Source organism: Elusimicrobiota bacterium (assembly GCA_028718185.1).
Classification (GTDB): domain Bacteria; phylum Elusimicrobiota; class UBA8919; order UBA8919; family UBA8919; genus JAQUMH01.
The window spans coordinates 1-18,771 of the sequence record JAQUMH010000017.1 but is presented as its reverse complement, the minus strand read 5'-3'; the positions used below and the strand labels follow the sequence as shown (position 1 = coordinate 18,771).

Genomic DNA, 18,771 nt, shown 5'->3' with positions numbered 1-18,771 from the left:
CCTTTACATTCTAAATGATACTCTTGTTAATACTTGCGGATGGGTTAGACCAGACCCTACAGCAGCAATAGTCTGTGATTGTAAATAAATATATCCACTTTCGCCATCTTCTCCATCTAATCCAATTCCCGCCATTCCTTGTGGGCCTGCTGGCCCTTGTGCACCTGTTGCTCCGGTAGCACCTGGATTACCTTGTTGCCCTGGATAGCCGTCTTGTCCATCCTCGCCATCTATCCCCGGAATAGTATATCCATCTCTTCCAACTATTCCGTTTATACCTGCTGGCCCTTGTAGGCCGGTCAATCCTTGTGGGCCTGGTACTGGCATACCGTCTTGTCCATCTTCCCCATCCATTCCAGGGATACCTATTGCGCCACGGCTAATAAAATCATTTACCTGTGAGGATTGAGCCGCAGTAAGATGGTAATATTGATTAACAGTCCCACCCTGCAAGCCAGCAAGTCCATTGTGATTTGTGGCTGAAGAAGATGAAAATAGTTGTGTAAATGCAGAATAAACCGCATCAAAAACTGTATTCGCTTTCTGATAAGCAACAAATCCGACTAATGACCCTAACCCAGATATTATTGACGGAATAGATGCTGGGGGTGTTGCATTAGCAGCCTCGGCCAAATTAGCATATTGTAATTCCCCCATCACTGCGTGTAATTCACTAGGAGAATCGTTTATTACATAAAACCATGTAACCCCATATTTATTATTACTTAATGTTGCAGGTGTTCCGGTATTATTATCATATACTGTAGTATCAATAACTTTTGAACTTGGAACAGTAGTCCATCCTCCAACTCCATCTCTATACCACATATCAAAAACATTAGCATTGGCAGTTCCTGCTATTGAGGTATCAAATGCAATATGATCAATCTGTTGGAGCATAAAGAAAAAAGTTCCAGCAGTTAGAGTAACAGCTAATCCAGATGAACCTATAATTGTCCCGCCTTCTGCATGAATGAATCTGGAATACTTCAAGAATAATTGACGTGTTTTCCTATTCCCATCTACATTTTGTTCTCTCGCATCTATCCAATGAAGAGAATTCCCATTCCTATGTACAACATAAGCAATACATTTATCAAGACAGTTAAATGATGCAATTGATGTACTCACATTAAATGTAGGACTTCCTGCATTCCAATCTATATAAACATAATTCGCAGCATTATCAGTAAGAGCAATATTTAACTGCGCTGGAGTTACTACACCGTATAAAGTTAAATGAGGATCAGTAGATGCCCTTAAAACAGCCACAGCAGAGCTTAATGATATTGTTCCATTTCCATTATCTGTTAATACAGCACCATCCACCACACCCGCTGACCATTCATGGTTCATTAATTCTTGCAATGAATACACATGAGCCATATTCCCTAATGAATATTTAGCAGGGAATGTTACATGGTCAAAATCATATGTCTGTGGTGGAGGAATAAATATTGGCTCATCAGTATCTATCTCTGATAGCAGAATTGGATTGGCAGGAATGTACTGCAAATCATCATGATGACGAGTTGGAATATCAGCTAGATTAGCACCTGTTTTATCTACGAGTGACCAAGCTATCCCCGCAGCAGATGATATGCGTTTCCACATCCGATACATCCAGTCATCGAATGAACGGTCATCCTTTTTAGGGGGCTGGGCTAAAGGAATCATCTCTTAGGCTGTGCTTGATAAGCTAGATTAGCTGCAAGTCGTGGGTTTTGTTTGATTAGTTCAGCAAACCTATTTGCGCCTGGAACAATAGCTGTTGCATCTATACCTTTTTGCGCCAATGTCGAAATTCGTCCGGGGTTTTTAATATTTACATTTTCCAATGCTTGTTTAGCAAGTTTTGGGTTTTGGATCATCGCATCCATGTAAGCATTACTTCTAATATCCTTGCCTTCTTTAATCAGTCTAGTCAGGAAAGATACTGCCTGCCCTGTTCTCGACAATCTATTATTAGTCACCATTGAAGAAATACCAGAAAGCATATTATTACGGGCTGCTTTTTGGACAGTATCCGATCCGGCTCCTTTGCCCAAATTTTGCAAATCTACTTCTTTAGCGAGTTCTCTTGCCACTCGATTAACGTTAGTCATTTGTTCAGGGGTAAGCACATCTTCCAATTGCTTGGACATACCTGTTTCGCGCTTAATCATAGCTGGAGCGTTTTCCAAAGCCCTGAAGAATGCGGCCTTAGCTTGGGCGGGGTTTGCTCCATATTTAGTCGCCTCGCCTACCAATGTAGAAAGTAATTTCTGGCCTACTTGCATCTGGTTGATAGGCTTGCTCATCTCTGCATATTGTTTTACTGCATTACCATATGCCGGAGAGATACCAGGTTTATTTTCAGTTCCGACTATCGCATCCATGAGGGCGCGTTTAGTAGAACTCAAAGCAGCAGCAGAATGAGAACCTAAAGCTGTATTAGCTACGGGTCTATTCAATTGGCTATCAATCGCCAATTTCATATAATGAAGACCTTTTAGCGATTGCATTGGATCGCCTATATCTTCACCATAGGTCGCAGCAAGATTTGTAGCATCTCGTTTTGCTGACTGAATAACAGGATTAGTTTTTAACTTTTCGAGTTTGGGCGAAAGCGATATTTCTGCTTGACCAACTCCACCAATGCCGCCAGTTTGTAAATTCCTACGAGCATTAGCCGCCATTTGCTCGGCTTGTTGTCTTTGCAAATCAGACTGAAAAGCAGGTTCATACATCGCCTTGGCGGATTCGTCTCTAGCCTCGATAGCGGCTCTCAAAGTCTCCTCGTCTTTGGCAAGATCATTTAAAGCATTAACTCTTCCGGTTCTTTGGGTTTCATAAGTCTGCTGATATACTTCTGGAGCCACCGCGCTTCTAGCGCGTTCAGTCGCTGCGATACCAGCATTTTTACCTGCCTGTCCTAATGTATAAGGGGTTCCTGAAACGGTTTCGCCTTCGCTTAGAGCTGTATCAATAGCCTTTGCGAGTTCTTCTTTACCGCCTGCTTGTTCTGCAAGTTTTTCAACCGCTGCTTGTTCTGGGTTCTTAAAAAACGATAATTTGTCAGATACATAACCTACAGGTGCAGTTATTGCTTTTGCTGTCATTGCCAAAGGATCAACAGCAGCGCCAGCCTTGGAAAGCTGAATCCCTGCCTTCTCTAACAAAGGAAGCTTAGAAACAGCCGCTCCACCACCAGAAAGCACTGTTGCGGCATCAGCCATCACTCCTGCTGGATCAGTTGCTAGGGCTTTCTTAAATCCTTCCATTGAGCCATACTTCTGCTTGTAGTAGTCTCCCATTTGACCAGCCATTTGTTGCTCTTCACTAGGCTTATTAATCTGTCTATTAAATGCAACAAGTTCAGGATTAACCATCCCTGCTAGTTTTTCAGTTCCTGCCTCGCCTGCTCCTACAATGGTTTTAGCCAGTCCTGTAGCTGTATCAATCGGATGGATTACCGTTGATGCAACATCACCAACCATCTTCCCTACAGATGGAACAAATGAGGTTAATGCGCCAGTAGCTACATCACCCCATGACTGCGATTGAGGCGGTATAGTCTCCCCACCAAACTGTTTAGCAAGTGATGAATAATCAACTCCTGATTGGCTGGCTTGAGGTGGTTGGCTTGCACCCCCGAACTGTTTAGCAATAGCAGCGTAATCTGTCATAATTACATTCCTATGGCTTTACGGAATGCATCAGCAGCGGCAGGACTTGGAAAATTATGAATAGACCCATCAGGGGCCGTAACACTATTTCCTGATTGCCTGCCAGAAGGCAATGACAAAGGAGTAATTTGAGGAGTTATAACTTGCGCTCTACCTGCTCTTGTCTTCAATGAATTAAGATACATTGGAATAGCATCAAGTTTTTGTTTCTTTGTGCTTTCATCATCCCAATAATTAGGTGTCAATTCTGCAATTTTTTGTGCAGCTTCTTCTTTGTTTACCCCTGCACCAGTTGCCGCCCTTAACAAAGCTTCTGACATTGATGATGATGCTTGCGCGAATCGCTGTCTTTCTGGACTCTGTACCGCCCCTTTCATGCTGGCAGGCAATAATGCCTCACCAAGTGAAGGCGTAGCAGCTTTATAGCTAAGCTGACCTGTTTTTGGATCAATCATTGATTTAGTCAGATTCTCATAAGCATTTTGAGCTTGGTTGAACCATCCAGCCGCTTTTGCTTGGTCTTCTGTTGGTGGTTTACCAGCTCCAGCTGGCATGCCCTGAATAGGAACAAATCTTCCTTGAGGATTATCGGGGGTTGGGGGATAGACATAACCACCAGCCTCTGCATTGAATACTGGTTTTTGTACACCTTCTCCACTTACAGCAGCTTGCCTTTGTTTAGTTTGAGCCAAAGTATCAGCAATCTGAGCTTGTAAATGCTGAGCTTGCAAATTCTGCATATTCGGAGCTTGGCGCATAGTGATTAACTTACCTTGACCGGGTATATAATATTGGTCAGGCTCTCCCTTTACACCAATTGCAGTATCGCCGCCATAAGACATGGTTCTTGTTCTATCTAATCTTGGGCCTTGATTGACAGATGGGCCAAACTCTACAGGTACATCACTTCTTCCACCCTGAGGGCTTAGATATTGACCTGTGCTATCAACACGTATGGTATTCATTGGCTGACGCATATCAACTTGAGAGCCATCTGCTCGTGTAATCCCCATTGGAGGAATTCGCGGTTGCATTTGTGGTTGTGTAGCTTGTTGTGGTTGCATCTGGGGTTGTGCCATTTGCCCACGAACAAGCCCAGTCAGTGCGTTGTTAGGCTGACCGTTCAAACTTACTCCAGATGAATCACCCCCTATCTGTTGATTGAGTAAATAGGCGTTCACCGCATCCTTATCGCCTGTCTTTATTAAATCTACGAGTGCATTAGCCATGATTAGTTACCATGCTTGTGTTCGAGTTGAAGGTGCCGAAAGCATACCGCCAGTAGCCGGCGGTTCATAATAACCAGTAGAAACGCCAAACTGTTGAGCACCACGCATTAAGTCTGATAGTCTATTAACTTGTCCACCGTATTCTTGAGAAGCCATCCCTTGACCGTACTTAGCTAGTTCAGCTAGTACGTTACCAGAGCCAAGCATTCCTTTAGCTGCTGCGCTTCGGTTAATCGCTTGCTCTCCTTGATCTTTGGCAAATTGATAACCAGCAGTTTGCTGTATTTTTGAAGGGTCAGAAAGAATACCTTGGAGTTGATTTTGATAACCTGAAAAGTCTGCGCCTGTCTGTTGCAGTCCTTTCATTTTAAGGTATCCAGGAAGATCGTTTACAACTTGTCCAGTTGAGTTTTTCCAGCCTTGCCCTGAATTATCCCATTGGCCACCAACTCCGCTATAGGTGGTTTTTGCTGGGCTAGAAAATGTAACTGGCCCACTACCCCATGTCTTTGCGGCAGTAGTGCTTAAAGATGATGGGTCTAATCCAGAAGTGTTAACCCCCTTTGGCCCACCATACAGATCATCCCATATACTCATAATCTACTCCTTGCTGTCATCTCGACAGTAATTTTACTGAATTATACCACTTCTACATCAATTGCGCCTATTTGCAATGAAGTAGAATCTAAGTGTCGTATATCATAACTCCTGCGCCTATCAGAGCCTAATCTACGGATTACGGAACGGGTTGCAAAGAGGTTCACAGGGCGATATTTCGTGAAAGTAGTGTAATCATCACCAGAGTGTCTTACATAAGCATTTGCAGCTACTTTATTGCCGATAATTTCCAAACTTGCATACCGCTTAAGATTAATGGTTCCGCCGTCAATTTTACCTGTACGAATGAGCACATTTACCGGATTACCAACGTCTGAATAGGCAGTTTCTACCAATTCACACAAAGTACCGTTCGTCTCATGTTGAACTAAATCCCTGCCAAGGGCATTAACGTATTTAGTATATTTGAAGTAAGTCTCAGTATACGGAGTGGCAGTTATAGTGCCTGTTGCTGGTGTAGTAGTTCCCGCAGTCGTTTCAAATGTGAAGTGGGTAGCATCTACATATGATGATACTTTAATGCTGTTATAAGCTGATTGAACAGCTCCCGCTATATTTACAGGGTCGCCATCATTCAACCCATGAGCTGTGGCTGTGGTCACTGTTGCAGTGGTTCCTGATAGCGTGATGCTCGACACGCTCACCGCAACGCCAGCAGTTAAACTACTCCACTGTGTCCAAGTCTTACTTACTAGGTCAAAGACTAAGGTAATGTTTAAGTCTACAAGGGTAAGAACATAGAACGTATGACCGGCAATCTTTACACCAAAGCTGTAAATTGTTGCCAAAGTTGAAAGGTTTAGGACTCGTTCAATATCAGGGGTTGAGACCATTTGCTCTTGTAATCCTTGCATCATGTGAACACCACGCCCCTTTTGGCGGGTTTGTGATACCCAGAATAGTATCCCGTCTAAGTTAGCTACCGAATCACCATTAGCACAGCCAATGAGGTTAAATCCGTTTCCTACGGTCGAGAGTGGTGAGCCTGTAGCATTACCAGCATCGTAGAAAAACTCGGTTGACCATTCTTTAAAGGCTATGACGTAGTTCTGTGTTTTAGCTAGTGCCTTGCCTGCTCCAGGTTCAATCTGGGCAGTGATAAAGTTTAATGCATTCCAAGTTAAAGCATCATTAAGATTTGAGCCGTAAATGGTCGCGTTTGAATCCATCACGTAGAAAGTGGAGTCTAGCCATACGATACCAGGCACAGTAGTTCTACCTCCTACTGCCGAGATAGTCCCCGTTGCTGGAGAAGTTCCGCCAGCGAAGGCATAGGTAAATTGGTTAGCAGCAGGCACAGTTAAGACGGTATAAGTCCCATTATAAGCCGCTGGGGTAGCCCCCGATATAGTCACTGAGTCATTAACTTTTAATCCATGTGGATTAACGCTTGTGGTCGCTGTGGCGGTGGTAGTCACAGAGGTTAAAGTGACTGTATAAGTGTGATACCCAGGAAAGTTAACATCCGTTATCTGTGTAGATGTAGCGGTTGAGTTCGCATAAAACCATGCGTCATATCCATTTTTGAACATGAAGCCTAATGAGCTTGCCGAAGATGATGTGGGGCAAAAGCTGTAAGGGAGATTAGCTACGGTAACTGTCATGATTTAAAATCCAGTTGTGGAAAATACACAATGTGTTGTTTTATCCATTATTACAAAACCTTTCCCAACTCCATATTTTACATATGCCCATTTTTGTGAGCTAGGCAATGACATTGTTGTCCAATTTAATCCATCAGTGGATATGTAATAATTTGTTGTCGCTACGGTATCACCATTAACATACAACCATATACCATTACCTCCATCTACACCCAAGTCACCAGATGCGGATGATGGGATGGTTCCAGCAGTCCAAGTTAATCCATTATCTAACGATACCGCAACATTTGTAGATGTATCGAATACTGCTATTTTTGTTCCATTTGCCCTAACATTTCTCCATGCTCTAGAAGCTGGCAACGTCTTTGTTGACCATGTTATTCCGTCAGCAGATGTATAAATCTTATTGCTTGTTACTAATCCATCTGTCATGCAAAAAACAGTGCCATTCCAAGTTATAGTTGCATAACCAGCAGAAGAAATAACTCCTCTATTTATCCATGTTATTCCATCAGTAGATGTTGCGATGCCACCATTAGAATTTGATTTGCAAAAAACAGTCCCATTCCATGATATATCACCACCATCATTTAATCCTTGATTATCATTATATACATTCCACGTTATTCCATCAGTGGATGTTGCTGATGTTAATTGTCCTGTTCCAGAATCAAAAACACCGCAGAAAATTGTCCCATTCCATATTAAATGAAAAGCACCACTCATTAACAATGGATCTGAAATATGAGACAACCATGTAATACCATTGGTAGATGTATATGGTATTCCAGTTGTTACATCAACATAACAAAATATAGTCCCATTACAAGCGATTGGGTTATATTTAGTAATTGGCGGATTAACAATAATTCCCAATGTCCATAATTGCGTTGCAATTGCAGACCTATATACTCTGCTCCAATTGCTGCTCGGTGGTTGGCTATTTATATTATCATTGATAGCCCAATAATCTTCAAAATTTACAGATACATGGTCGCCAGTTAGATAATTTGTCCCGCTATTCCAACTAGTCCCTGACCCCGTATAAACTTGCATCGTATCTGCCCAAAACCCAATAAAATACGGAGTTGAGCCAATAGTAAACCCGATACCCCCTTGTGCTTGTCCAGTTCCTACTGCTATTCCACCTTGGGCAATAGGGCGCTTCCTTACTACACTTTGGTCGCCTTTTGTCTCTACATAGGAGTTGACTAGGCGCGCATCTTTACCCGCTGGTACTCCAGTGCGGGTTTTCAGGTCGCTTGCTATGGGTATTCTCACAATATCACCGTTTGCTGGAGTACAAATGAGGAGTTGTATGATTTCATCACATCACCGTTAATCACATACACGAGTGAGTCAACATCATAGATTGACCCTTGGGCTTGTCCTGTGGCGGTGGCGAGTACCGAATTAACCGCAGGACGTTTAAACACAGCATCATCGTTAACGAACGCATTAACCAGCTTAGCATCCTTTGTTAGAGTGCCATCACGGGTCGAAATATCGGAAACGATGGATATTCTCATCTTTTACTTTTCATCAATCCGACAAGAGCGTTTTTCTTTACCCCTTCGCTTGCCATCTTCTTAGCTGTAGCCTGTGGAATACCGCTAGATTTAGCTATCTTAGGGTCATGTGCAGCAGCTCTAAAGAGTGCATTCTGTTTGGCTGTATAAGGCATATTAGGCGGTGTAATTATTAGCTGAACGGTTAGCCACGGCAGAAGGCATCTGCAATACGTTAATCTCCAGATTACTCCGCTTCCACTTTCTTAGGCTATTAGCGGCTTTCTGTTTTACTTGTGAGTAAGCTGGCTGGGGTACGTTGTAACTATCCAGCAATTCCGCTGCCAAACAGTCAATAAGAGGTTTTTCTAATCCCATTGGGAGGGTTAGAGTAGTTGCCAGCGCCATAGATGCAAATCCAGACAAAGGAACTTGCCTAATCATCAGATGAAGCTCTGCGCCGTTACTGGCAGGCCATAGATAAAATCTGGCTATCTGTGAGGTAGTTTGAGGGTTATACCAGCACTTAGTCGGGTAGCCTTGGTTAGATTTAACAGGCTGAGAGTTGTACTCATCAAAGGCCGAAGCAAACCCGATCAAGAAGTCCACTCCACCCAATCGACAGAATGAAGCATTCTCAAGTCTTGGGGGCATTGCTGTGGTTATGTCCGCACTGACTAATATTGTTCCGGTAGCAGGGGAAGTTCCACCTGCGAAGGCATAAGTAAATGTCGTTGAGGTAGGAACTGACACAACAGTATAAGTGCCGTTATATGCTGCCGGAGAAGCGCCTGAGATTATTACTATATCCCCAACAATCCGCCCATGTTCTTGTGTTGTGGTCGCTGTTGCTACGGTAGATGCGCTAGTCAGAGTAACCGATATATCAGCACCTATCGTCAAGCTTTGCGTACCTGTTGCTGGGGTAAAGACAAACTCCCTCAAGCCGATGGTGGTTTGTGGGTCAAGCTGCCAATAATCCATCAGGTATGTCAGAGTAGACAATGCAAGATTCAAATCTGAACTAGCTGGAGTTGATGATGCGTCATCGTTAAGAATTGAGCTTAATGCGAATGTACAAATATCTTGTGCTGTAGCCATTTGACGCTCCTTTAATCAGCTTTAAGATAGCCCCTCGTTAAAAGGGCTATGATGAAACAGATTACACGTACAACTGAGCCACGCAGCCTTGGGCCGTTGTGAATGTCGATGGAGGTGTAATTGTTGCCGGGATTGTACCGAAAGTACCAGCAACAGCACCAGTCATCACATTGGAACCATTAGCAACTACAAATTTGTTAGTCGTAGCGGTAGTACCGTTAGACTGAACGCCAAGGAAATAACGGCCTGGAACCAGAGTAATAGGAGCGGTAAATGCACGATTCTGGAACACTGACACAGTTGCCGACAAAGTACCAGCTACAGCAGAGTTAGCCAGCAAAGCACCATCTGAACCATACAGAGCTACCAACATATTATCAGTACCGACTGTGGTTGTACCGTTCAATACGCCGATACCAGTCCATGTCTGGAGGTAAGGGACATATATTTCTGATAGGTTCATGGTTCCAGCAGTATGAGCAGATGATGTGCCAAGTGCGGTCAAAGCGACCACTCCCAACGCAGCATTAGCGCATACCAATGGGCCTTGATAGTAAGTAGGAACACCATACCCAGCATTCGGCTGAGATGAGATGTTACCTCCTTGGGTTGTAAATTGATCAGGCCCACCGTAGATAGAAGGCTGTGAAGTTGTGCCAGCAGCGGTAGCAAGACCTTGAGCAATAAGCGCCGATTCTGTGGAACTTGGAAGCGTTACTACGGCACCAGTTGCAAAATTACCATATGGGCGGAGAAGTGTAACTGACATGATTTAATCCTTTCGATTATTGTGGGCCAGATTGACCTTGTGGCTCAACTTTCCACGCAACCAGAGTGGTTGCTGTAGCAGTTGTGTTACCGTAAATCGTAAACGAACCAGCAGCAGCCACAATACGAGCGATATAAAGCAATGTACCATCAGCAGACGCTTGAGAGATATAAGCAGTGATGATAGACGAAGCGTTTACAAGACTATTAGTGATTGTGAGCGACCCAGCACCAGCGGCAAATGCGCAGATACCTTGTGGCACGTTAGCAACTACGTTACCTGTTGTTGTAGAGGCCACTGTTGAAGCCGTGGCAAGATTCTGAGCTACAAGGGCTGCTTCTTCAGCTACAGGCAAATTAATTACCGTGCTTGGGAGATAGCCTTTATAACCAAGACTGCTATTTAATAGAACTGCCATGATTTATCCTTTCGATATTAGGGAGAGTTTCCCCTCCCTATTAATCATTAAACGTTATATACCTTCACGGCCAGTTCTGGATAAGTAGCAGCCCAACCGTACAGCACGTCCAGACGGGTGATGTAGTTATCATTCACACCATCGTAGAAGGTTGTAGACTTAACAGTGAAGCCATCTTCAGACAGTTGCGACACATCAACCACTCCCTTGTTACCTGGAGGAGTCCACATTGGAACCATCGCCAGAGTGAACGCATCCTCATGGAAAGCATACGATGTGCCGTAAGCAGTCGATGCTGCACCACGAATAACATACGGAGAGCCGTTAGTTGGAGAAGCAGTCACGTTTTGGAATGGGCCAGAAGTTACCAGAGCTGGGCTTACAGGGATTGTGGTGGCACCTTGAGCAACATCAGCAGTCACTACGAAATCCATCAATACACCTGTTGACTGGCGGCTCTGTGGGTTTACAGCATAAACACCAGGCAGGGTAATAATAGTACCCTTTGTCAAAGTACCAGCAGCAACTGCTACTACAGTGATATTAGAACCTGTAATGCCAACGGCGTTAATGTTAGTAGCAGTTGCAGCGCCGTTAGTATGACCTACAGCGTTTTGATCCATGCTAATTTTGAAGCCCAAAGCATCCAGCATCTGACCAGAGCTATACTGGCTAGAGATTTTGGAACCTGGGTTAAACAGGCCAGCCAAGCCAGAAACAGCTGCGCCGTTCATAGCAGGGTTAAGAGTCATGTAACGATTAGCATCATCTGGAGCAGCCATTTCATTCAAGCGACGACCTGCATCGGTGAAGATTTGAGTCTGTGCCAGTTGAGTGGCTGGGATAGTACCAGCGGAGTTAATCAGGTTGAACACGTTATCATGAGCCATCTGCATACCTTGGCGGTCGATTTCGTTGATTACAGCAGCGGCAGCGGCTTCAATCTTTTTCTCAACTTGTTGCAGGTACAAACTACGCTCAACAGTGTTGAAGTTCAAATCAGTACCGCCTTGGCTAACTGTCAACGGTACAGTGGTCTCGGTAGTAGCTTGAGGCACTGCCACACGACCAGCGCGATAGGTATAACGAGGAGGCTTTTTGATGTTGATGGTAGCGCCGGGTGAATAACCACGAGATTGATTGCCAGCGAATTCATCTTCCCAAGTACGATTAACACCCTTCATGAACTTGTTGGAGTTCTTGAGGATAGCCAAAACTTCACGAGAAATGATACTACACGTTACAAGAGTATTAGACATGCTAAATTCCTTTCAAAAGTTAAATTACCTAGCCCATCGAGCGCCATTTTTGGCACGGTATTCCGCATATTCAGATACGGACATTTTCGACAAATCAGGTTCTGATTTTGCTCTGCCCTTACCAGTTATATCAGCCGGAGGGGGCGCTTTACTTACTTGCGGAGGAGCCTTTAGCTTTGCTTCTAGACGGTCTATCGCTTTGACCTGTTGAACAGGTGTCATTCGTGCGATTTCGGCAGCTTCTTTGTGATTATTTCCAAGGTAATATGCAATTGCTGCTGCTGCATCAGATTCCGCAATGGCTTGTGTCATTGGGACTGTGATATATTGCGCAGGTATGCTCTCTACAACCTCTTCATAGTCATCAAACTTATCTATGCCTTTACGAAGTTTCTCGCCTGCTGTTGCCTCATATTCTTGTTGAGCTTCTGCATCCCGTTGTTGCGCAGTCTTTTGTTGCGCTTGGGCTAGCTTCTGGTCAACCTTCCAATCAGTCAGCTTGTCGATGTATTCTTCGTACGTCTTAAAATGCTCTGGCTTTGGTTCTCCGCTTGACTGTTCAGGTTCTCTGCGCTGTTGTTGAGATTCAAGTTGTTCCTTGAGGTACTTGTTCTCAATTTCGGCGCGTATCTGCCTTTCCAGTTTTCGGGATTCTCGTGCTAGTCGTTTCTGAATCGCCTCATCAACCTCTTTTTGGGTTAACTTTCGCTCTTCTTCGACTTCCGCCTTGGCTTGTTCGTCCTCTGATTTCGGCGTCTCGTCAGGGGCTGGCGCTGGTTCTTTAGATTCCTCTACGGGTGCAGCTTCCGTTACTTCAACTACTGGGTCATTATCTGACATTTTTTAAACTCCGTCGGCCTTTCGGCACTATGGGACTGTTCTATCTTCTCGACAGTACATTCCAAACCTGACTTGCGGTCAGTGCGCTCACTGTATCACTACTGTGACATTTTTGCAACAACCTTTAACTTACAGGTGGTTGCGGGGTCATTCCACCTTGCGGCATTCCTTGATCTTGCGGCATAGGCTGTGGTATATCTTGAGGCATTAATTGCATTTGTGGCTGTTCTTGTGCTTCGGATGTGGCAGTCTCATAGATAGGAGGCTGTGCCAGCATTTGCTGTAGAGTCTGCATTACTACTGCCTGAATCTGCTCAGGAGTCGCAGCTACTGCCATCTTAGCCATGCGGTCGGTTTCAGCTTGATAGGCTTTAATCTGTAGTTCTAAGTCCTTGTGTTCGTCTTCTTCCTTGTACTTTTGCAGTTCTTGCTGCATCTGTCCTATTACTTGGTCTTGCTGCTGGATATGTTGTGAGGCCATGTCCATAGCTTGCTTAACTTGTGGTGGAATATCGCCTGGCTTTTCGTCCTGCAATTGAGGTGGCAGCATTTTAGCCATACGTTCAGCTATCTTGTCAGCATAAGGCACATCCAAGGACTTCATTACAATATCCCCTGCCACCTGCATCATTTGGGGGTTTTGCTGAGCAATCTGGGTTAATTGGGCAGCACCTTCAATCCGTTTGGTCATGTAGGATGGGCCAGTATCAATCGCCACATCATATGACCCAATAGTCGGATTGAATATCTTGGTTACGTCATCCACCCCAATTTCGGTGTATGCCTGTGAATGATTAGGGTCAAGTGTGGCGTGTTTCTGCTCACCATCAATTCCCATCAATCTTACTACTCGCTTAGTGTCCAGAATCTTGCCGGAGCAGATTAATTCAAGGATAACGCGAATCTCGTACTTCAATGCACGGTTAAGCGCATCCATGAAGTGATAAGTAGCTATCTCGCCTTGCATCTTGAGACGCTGGATACCAATACCACTAGAGGCTTCTGACTTCTGCCCGAAGTTAGCTTGCTGCTGGCCTGACGCTGCGCGCATTTGTTCTACAGAGAGTTGTAGCAGTTGAATCTGTGCAGACGGTAGCACGGCAGGCATTTGGCGCTCTGGCTTAGGGATAGGGTTCCCAGAGTCGTCTACGTGGTTATATGGTAGATATGACCTATTCTCAAGGTTAGCCTTCTCCCATATCTGTTCGTAGCCTTCCACTGCATCAGCAGGAGCCATGTAAGGGATTTTGTTCTGCAAGGCAATGGATTCTACAGTTGCCGAATAAGCATAGTTAACCATTCTAGCTGGGTCTTTTAGGTCGCGAACTAGACCTTTCTTGACCACTTCGCCATTAACCATCATTTCCTTGCCAACGACTTCAATCACAGGAAGTATTGACCCTACCCAATCGACAGAAGATACAGGATCATCGCTATTACCTACTAGCTTATGGATTTTCCATTGTTTGCGCTTGCAAGGGCGAGTTTTAAGCTCTCCACCTTCAACCATCTGTTTTAGTTGTGCCAATACTTCTGGAGGTATTTGACTGCCATACTCAGCGGTGCCATCTGGAAGTTGATAGAGAATATCATCTATAAACTCCACACAATAGTAATCGGCAACCCTGACGGTGTCTTCTTTTACCCATCCGCGTACTTTATCCTCAGTCCAGCTCGTAACATCAATATCAGGCCATAGGCGCTTGCATTCATCCTTTGTTATGTCTTCAAAGACGAACCCCCATTCACGGTCTGACTTGTCCAGTTCTTTGTAGAAAGGATCAAGGTAAACCATACCAGGGTCTAGAATTGGCTTAATCTGGATAGATTGATTAAATGAGCTTGAGTCTTCATAATCTGTAACAATACGCCAATAACCTTCACCGCCAGCGATAGCGTGTTCAGTTGCTATATTGTGAATGTCCTCTGCGTTTGAGGATGATTGAATATTACGAATTACATCGCCTAGTATCTCTGCCGTCTTCTTGTCTGCGAAGTCATCAACAGGAGTAACTTTACCTGTGGGAGGGTTTTCTCGGATAGCGTTAACAATTTGGTTAACGTGCTGGGCTGTTACATTGATTGTTAAGCAGGGTCTGCGCTCGATTGTTGAGCGTTGTAGGGCGATATTTTGAGGCCATTGCCAGCCATTATCCGAATCAGCCAGATAGAACTTTGTATCCTCAACGGCTTGAGTTTTTGTCTGTGAATAAGCAACCTTAGCTATTTCGTAGCGTTCTTTCGCTTCAACTACAATGCTGTCTTTCGCTTCTTCTTCGGACGTTTCAACTTCCGGCTGATCGTTTTCCATTATTACCTCGCGTTGTCATCTCGACAGGCTTTCTCAGCATTAAAGGCTTCGGTTCTTGCTGAACCTTAATAAATCCAAATTTATTATACCACAATTCTAGCTTTTCATTATCGGGTATTAAAATCAAGGTTTTGCCGCATTTGTCAGCCTCATCAGCAATTGCTTGCATAAGTTTAGAACCATGCCCTTTGCCTCTCATGCCTGGCTCTGTTATAACGTTAAATACTTCCCTAACCAATTGCCTTAATTCTACAGGTAGCGCCATAGAATATCTCAACTCACACTTGGCTGAGTCGTATTTACGTTTTCCCAGCATGTCATTCATAATTTAGATGGCCTACCTCGTTTGGGAGTCTTTACAATTATTTCCTCTGCTGGCTGTTTTATGTCAACCATATCACAGCGTGTCATTTCTGCAACAACTTTAGCACCACCTACTATTTGCACATCCATTATCCCAGCATCACAGAGTAATCGAGTGATTTGGTCGTGAAAGTGACTGCATTCTGCGCATTTAATCATGTTCCCATCCATGTGTTAGATTCAAGATACATTTCCCCAGAATTCTGGCTTACTTTCTCTCGTTTCGTTTTAATTGCTCTTCTTGCGCCTTCACAAGCATACCTGAGCGCATCTATCATGTGGTTGTCCTTATCAGCAAGGATAGGTAGCACAGTTCCGGTTAGCTCATCTACTTTGTAGCTATACAGAGTTAGTTCGTCAATTGTATGCAAACACCTAGGATGCACGACAATGTCAAAGCTCTTGAGGAACTCAACGCCCTCTTCCAATGACTTTGCTCCCTTAATCGCTGCCCGTATCTTAGGGAAGCCATTTTTTTGCATATGGCTGATAGTCTCAGGTCTTGCGCTATCTGCTGTAATAGGCCACTTCTCGGCCTCTGGAACACCCATAAATAGCTCTGGCAGGTTGACTATCTCACAGCCTACTGAATAGGCTTCATAGTCTATATAAATCCTGTTACCGTCTATGCTTGCTCTAATCAATACGGAAGGGTCAACACTAAACCCCCAGTCTGCACCAAGCCTGAATATAGTACCCTCTGGCCTTTCAAACTCTTCTACCTTCCAGTTCTTGAATACCCTAGATTCCGAATTCCTTTGATACCCGCCCAGCCATACATGGGCATACTTGTCTAGGTCACGGCGTTTGTCGTATTCCATTTCCTCTCTTAATACATCAGGGAAAAGTGGGTTATCCATGTAGTTAGCTTCTATTACTATTGCGCTTCGTGGCTTTTCTACCCTTAACAAGAGGTCAATCGGGTCAGTATCTTTATTCGGGTTCCAACTAAACCATAACTGACTGCCTTCCTTGCGGATTGTAGGACGGAGTAAAGTCAAGCTCTTGTCACTGGCGTTCTGGGCTTCTTCAAACCATGCACGATCAAATCCTTCCAATGACTTGATTGAGTCAGCAGTATGATTCTGCATCCCCTCAAATATCGTCACTCCGCCGTGTTTAGATAGAATGCGCCTATCCTGGACTTCGAAGTATGCTCCAGCGTTATATTGGATGATCTTACCTTCCAAGAGTTTCTTGACTGAGAATTCAAGGGATTTAAGAGTTTCCCGCAGGCATACAAAGTCATATTTGCTTTGTACGTTCTCTTCTAGCCACAAGTCACCGAAGAAGTGACTTTTTCCGCTTCCCCTGCCTCCATGTATCCCCTTATACCTTGCAGGCTGTAAAGCGGGGATGAATACTCTAGGAGTTTGAATCTGGAGTGCTGTCATTCTTGTCGATGATTACTCGCTGGATTACGGTAAAGAGTGGGCTTTCTTCATCACCTGACAATTGGACTGATTGAGAGGGCTTTCCGTCAAAGGTATCTCTTACGAAGTCCATAGCTTTCTGGTCACCTTCTGCTGCTTTAGTTAGTAGAGCATTAAGACCAGTGCGGATACGGGCATGATCTTCTTGTACGCTGATCTTCCTTAGCAAATCTTCTACTAGCTTACCTTTCTTAGCGTTGGAATTACCTAGAGGTGCTGCCATTTGATTTAATCCTTACTATTTTGATTATAATAATCAAAGCCTAGATTCGTTCTAGTCCGTTTCTGTTTCTTTACTGTCTCTTTTTTGAGACACTTTGTCATATTCTAGGTTCTCTTTATTCCCCCAGATTAGCTCCCAATTGCTTTTGTACTTCTCAGTTGGGGCTTGTGACCGTATTCTTGTGCCGTGATAGCTATCTGTCGATTCTAAAACGTCATAGTTTGGCATAGGTCACCCATTGCCTTGTAATTTCATCCATTGTTCTCTTGGCATAACATCTTGCCCCTTCTCGTTTGCGTCAATAACATATGCCTGATAATCAGCATCAGAGGACATTGATTTAGCGGCTTGACCAAGCAAACCAGACCCCATTTGATTGGGCCTAATTGGATTAGGTCTTGCTATTAAGTTTGCCAATGCGTTCCATCCTGCCATGATTATCTCCTAGCGTTATAACCTGCTTTGATTATTAAAATAATAAACCACACTATTCCTACAGTTATGGTCGTAATAAATACCATTTGATTTAAGTCCATTATATCACATCCTTATAAAATTATCATTTATTGCTTGACAAGTTATCTTTAACTTGTTTATGATTCTATCAAGGTCAGATTGACCTGTCAACTTATCGGAGGCTATATGTTTGGAATTGATTTCAGTAAAATTGATTGGGTGCAATTGCTCATGGAGTTTGTTTGTGCTAGTTTGTTTCTGCTGGTTGGTTATTTTTATATCATCATGCTGTTTGTTTTATAAGGGGATAAATCATGACATACCGCAAATGTGGGTCAACTTGCCTTTTCTTCCGCTTTATTAAACGTGCAGTTCGCCATCTAAAATGGTCTAGGGTTCAGCCAATGGGTAGAATCTGCTGGAACTCCAATAAAGCCATTATTAAGCATTTCTCGGTTGGTCGGTATTGAGATTTTCTTTTAAGCGAGATAATGAATACTGAGTGATTTGTTCAAGCGTCAACAAATTACCTTCAGGAATAGTTATTTCTCGCTTATTTAAATATTCTCCAGACATTAGCTCATCTATTGAGGGTAATCCGTTATCCATTTGAAATTTCCTTATTAATATCGAATATTTTATCCATTTGTTCCGACCACTCGGCCTTTGTATATTTCTTAATTGAATTTACGGGGCCAGTCCAATGTGCATAACATCTGGTGCAGACTCGATTGATGCGTAGTTCTTGACTCCCAATATTTGACCATAGCGGCCATTTATAATCAAAAATAGCTATTGCTGGATTTTGGCAACAATTGTAATTAATCTTAATATCATCAGTCATTTTTCAATATTTTCAGCATTTTCTTATACTTCTCTTCTATTTGCTTCAGTTCTTCTACTGTCCATCTTTTTGATACATTGTTATTCTCTAATGCTTCAACTCGTTCTATCCCAATTTTTTCTATCAG

18 protein-coding genes are annotated in these 18,771 nt (G+C 43.7%); all 18 read right to left on the bottom strand.

The window, feature by feature from the left end; genetic code table 11:
• Positions 1 to 3 precede the first annotated feature (3 nt).
• Complete coding sequence (locus PHE88_11715; GenBank protein MDD5688484.1) at positions 4 to 1,515, bottom strand: hypothetical protein; 1,512 nt, start codon at positions 1,513 to 1,515, stop codon at positions 4 to 6.
• 158 nt (positions 1,516 to 1,673) lie between these two features.
• Positions 1,674 to 3,668 carry a hypothetical protein gene (locus PHE88_11710; GenBank protein MDD5688483.1) on the bottom strand — a complete coding sequence of 665 codons (1,995 nt, stop codon included), beginning with the start codon at positions 3,666 to 3,668 and terminating at the stop codon, positions 1,674 to 1,676.
• 2 nt (positions 3,669 to 3,670) lie between these two features.
• The gene (locus tag PHE88_11705; GenBank protein MDD5688482.1) at positions 3,671 to 4,897 is read right to left on the bottom strand and encodes a hypothetical protein; all 1,227 of its coding nucleotides are present in this window, start codon (positions 4,895 to 4,897) and stop codon (positions 3,671 to 3,673) included.
• Positions 4,898 to 4,903: 6 nt separating this feature from the next.
• The gene (locus PHE88_11700; GenBank protein MDD5688481.1) at positions 4,904 to 5,494 is read right to left on the bottom strand and encodes a hypothetical protein; all 591 of its coding nucleotides are present in this window, start codon (positions 5,492 to 5,494) and stop codon (positions 4,904 to 4,906) included.
• A 41-nt stretch (positions 5,495 to 5,535) separates the two neighbouring features.
• Positions 5,536 to 7,119 carry a hypothetical protein gene (locus PHE88_11695; protein MDD5688480.1) on the bottom strand — a complete coding sequence of 528 codons (1,584 nt, stop codon included), beginning with the start codon at positions 7,117 to 7,119 and terminating at the stop codon, positions 5,536 to 5,538.
• Between the two features lie 3 nt (positions 7,120 to 7,122).
• The gene (locus tag PHE88_11690) at positions 7,123 to 8,400 is read right to left on the bottom strand and encodes a hypothetical protein (protein MDD5688479.1); all 1,278 of its coding nucleotides are present in this window, start codon (positions 8,398 to 8,400) and stop codon (positions 7,123 to 7,125) included.
• A gap of 404 nt (positions 8,401 to 8,804) precedes the next feature.
• Positions 8,805 to 9,728, bottom strand: a complete 924-nt coding sequence (locus PHE88_11685; protein ID MDD5688478.1) for a hypothetical protein — start codon at positions 9,726 to 9,728, stop codon at positions 8,805 to 8,807.
• 61 nt (positions 9,729 to 9,789) lie between these two features.
• A complete protein-coding gene (locus tag PHE88_11680) occupies positions 9,790 to 10,497 on the bottom strand; it encodes a hypothetical protein (protein ID MDD5688477.1) in 708 nt (235 codons plus the stop codon).
• A 16-nt stretch (positions 10,498 to 10,513) separates the two neighbouring features.
• Positions 10,514 to 10,915: a hypothetical protein gene (locus tag PHE88_11675; GenBank protein ID MDD5688476.1), complete on the bottom strand. Its 402-nt coding sequence runs from the start codon at positions 10,913 to 10,915 to the stop codon at positions 10,514 to 10,516.
• A 47-nt stretch (positions 10,916 to 10,962) separates the two neighbouring features.
• On the bottom strand, positions 10,963 to 12,174 hold the full coding sequence (locus PHE88_11670; GenBank protein MDD5688475.1) for a P22 phage major capsid protein family protein: 1,212 nt from the start codon (positions 12,172 to 12,174) through the stop codon (positions 10,963 to 10,965).
• 24 nt (positions 12,175 to 12,198) lie between these two features.
• Positions 12,199 to 13,014 (bottom strand): hypothetical protein, encoded by an 816-nt coding sequence (locus tag PHE88_11665; GenBank protein MDD5688474.1) that lies wholly within the window; start codon positions 13,012 to 13,014, stop codon positions 12,199 to 12,201.
• A 124-nt stretch (positions 13,015 to 13,138) separates the two neighbouring features.
• Positions 13,139 to 15,325: a portal protein gene (locus PHE88_11660; GenBank protein ID MDD5688473.1), complete on the bottom strand. Its 2,187-nt coding sequence runs from the start codon at positions 15,323 to 15,325 to the stop codon at positions 13,139 to 13,141.
• A complete protein-coding gene (locus PHE88_11655) occupies positions 15,300 to 15,650 on the bottom strand; it encodes a GNAT family N-acetyltransferase (protein MDD5688472.1) in 351 nt (116 codons plus the stop codon). Before PHE88_11655 ends, PHE88_11660 begins: the two co-directional genes overlap by 26 nt.
• Before the next feature lie 193 nt (positions 15,651 to 15,843).
• Positions 15,844 to 17,082, bottom strand: coding sequence for a PBSX family phage terminase large subunit (locus PHE88_11650; protein MDD5688471.1), 1,239 nt, complete (start codon positions 17,080 to 17,082; stop codon positions 15,844 to 15,846).
• Positions 17,054 to 17,344, bottom strand: a complete 291-nt coding sequence (locus PHE88_11645; GenBank protein ID MDD5688470.1) for a hypothetical protein — start codon at positions 17,342 to 17,344, stop codon at positions 17,054 to 17,056. The genes PHE88_11650 and PHE88_11645 overlap by 29 nt, the downstream gene beginning before the upstream one ends.
• Before the next feature lie 231 nt (positions 17,345 to 17,575).
• Positions 17,576 to 17,779, bottom strand: coding sequence for a hypothetical protein (locus PHE88_11640; GenBank protein ID MDD5688469.1), 204 nt, complete (start codon positions 17,777 to 17,779; stop codon positions 17,576 to 17,578).
• 462 nt (positions 17,780 to 18,241) lie between these two features.
• Complete coding sequence (locus PHE88_11635) at positions 18,242 to 18,409, bottom strand: hypothetical protein (GenBank protein ID MDD5688468.1); 168 nt, start codon at positions 18,407 to 18,409, stop codon at positions 18,242 to 18,244.
• A gap of 227 nt (positions 18,410 to 18,636) precedes the next feature.
• Positions 18,637 to 18,759 (bottom strand): recombination protein NinG, encoded by a 123-nt coding sequence (locus PHE88_11630; GenBank protein MDD5688467.1) that lies wholly within the window; start codon positions 18,757 to 18,759, stop codon positions 18,637 to 18,639.
• Positions 18,760 to 18,771: the final 12 nt, after the last annotated feature.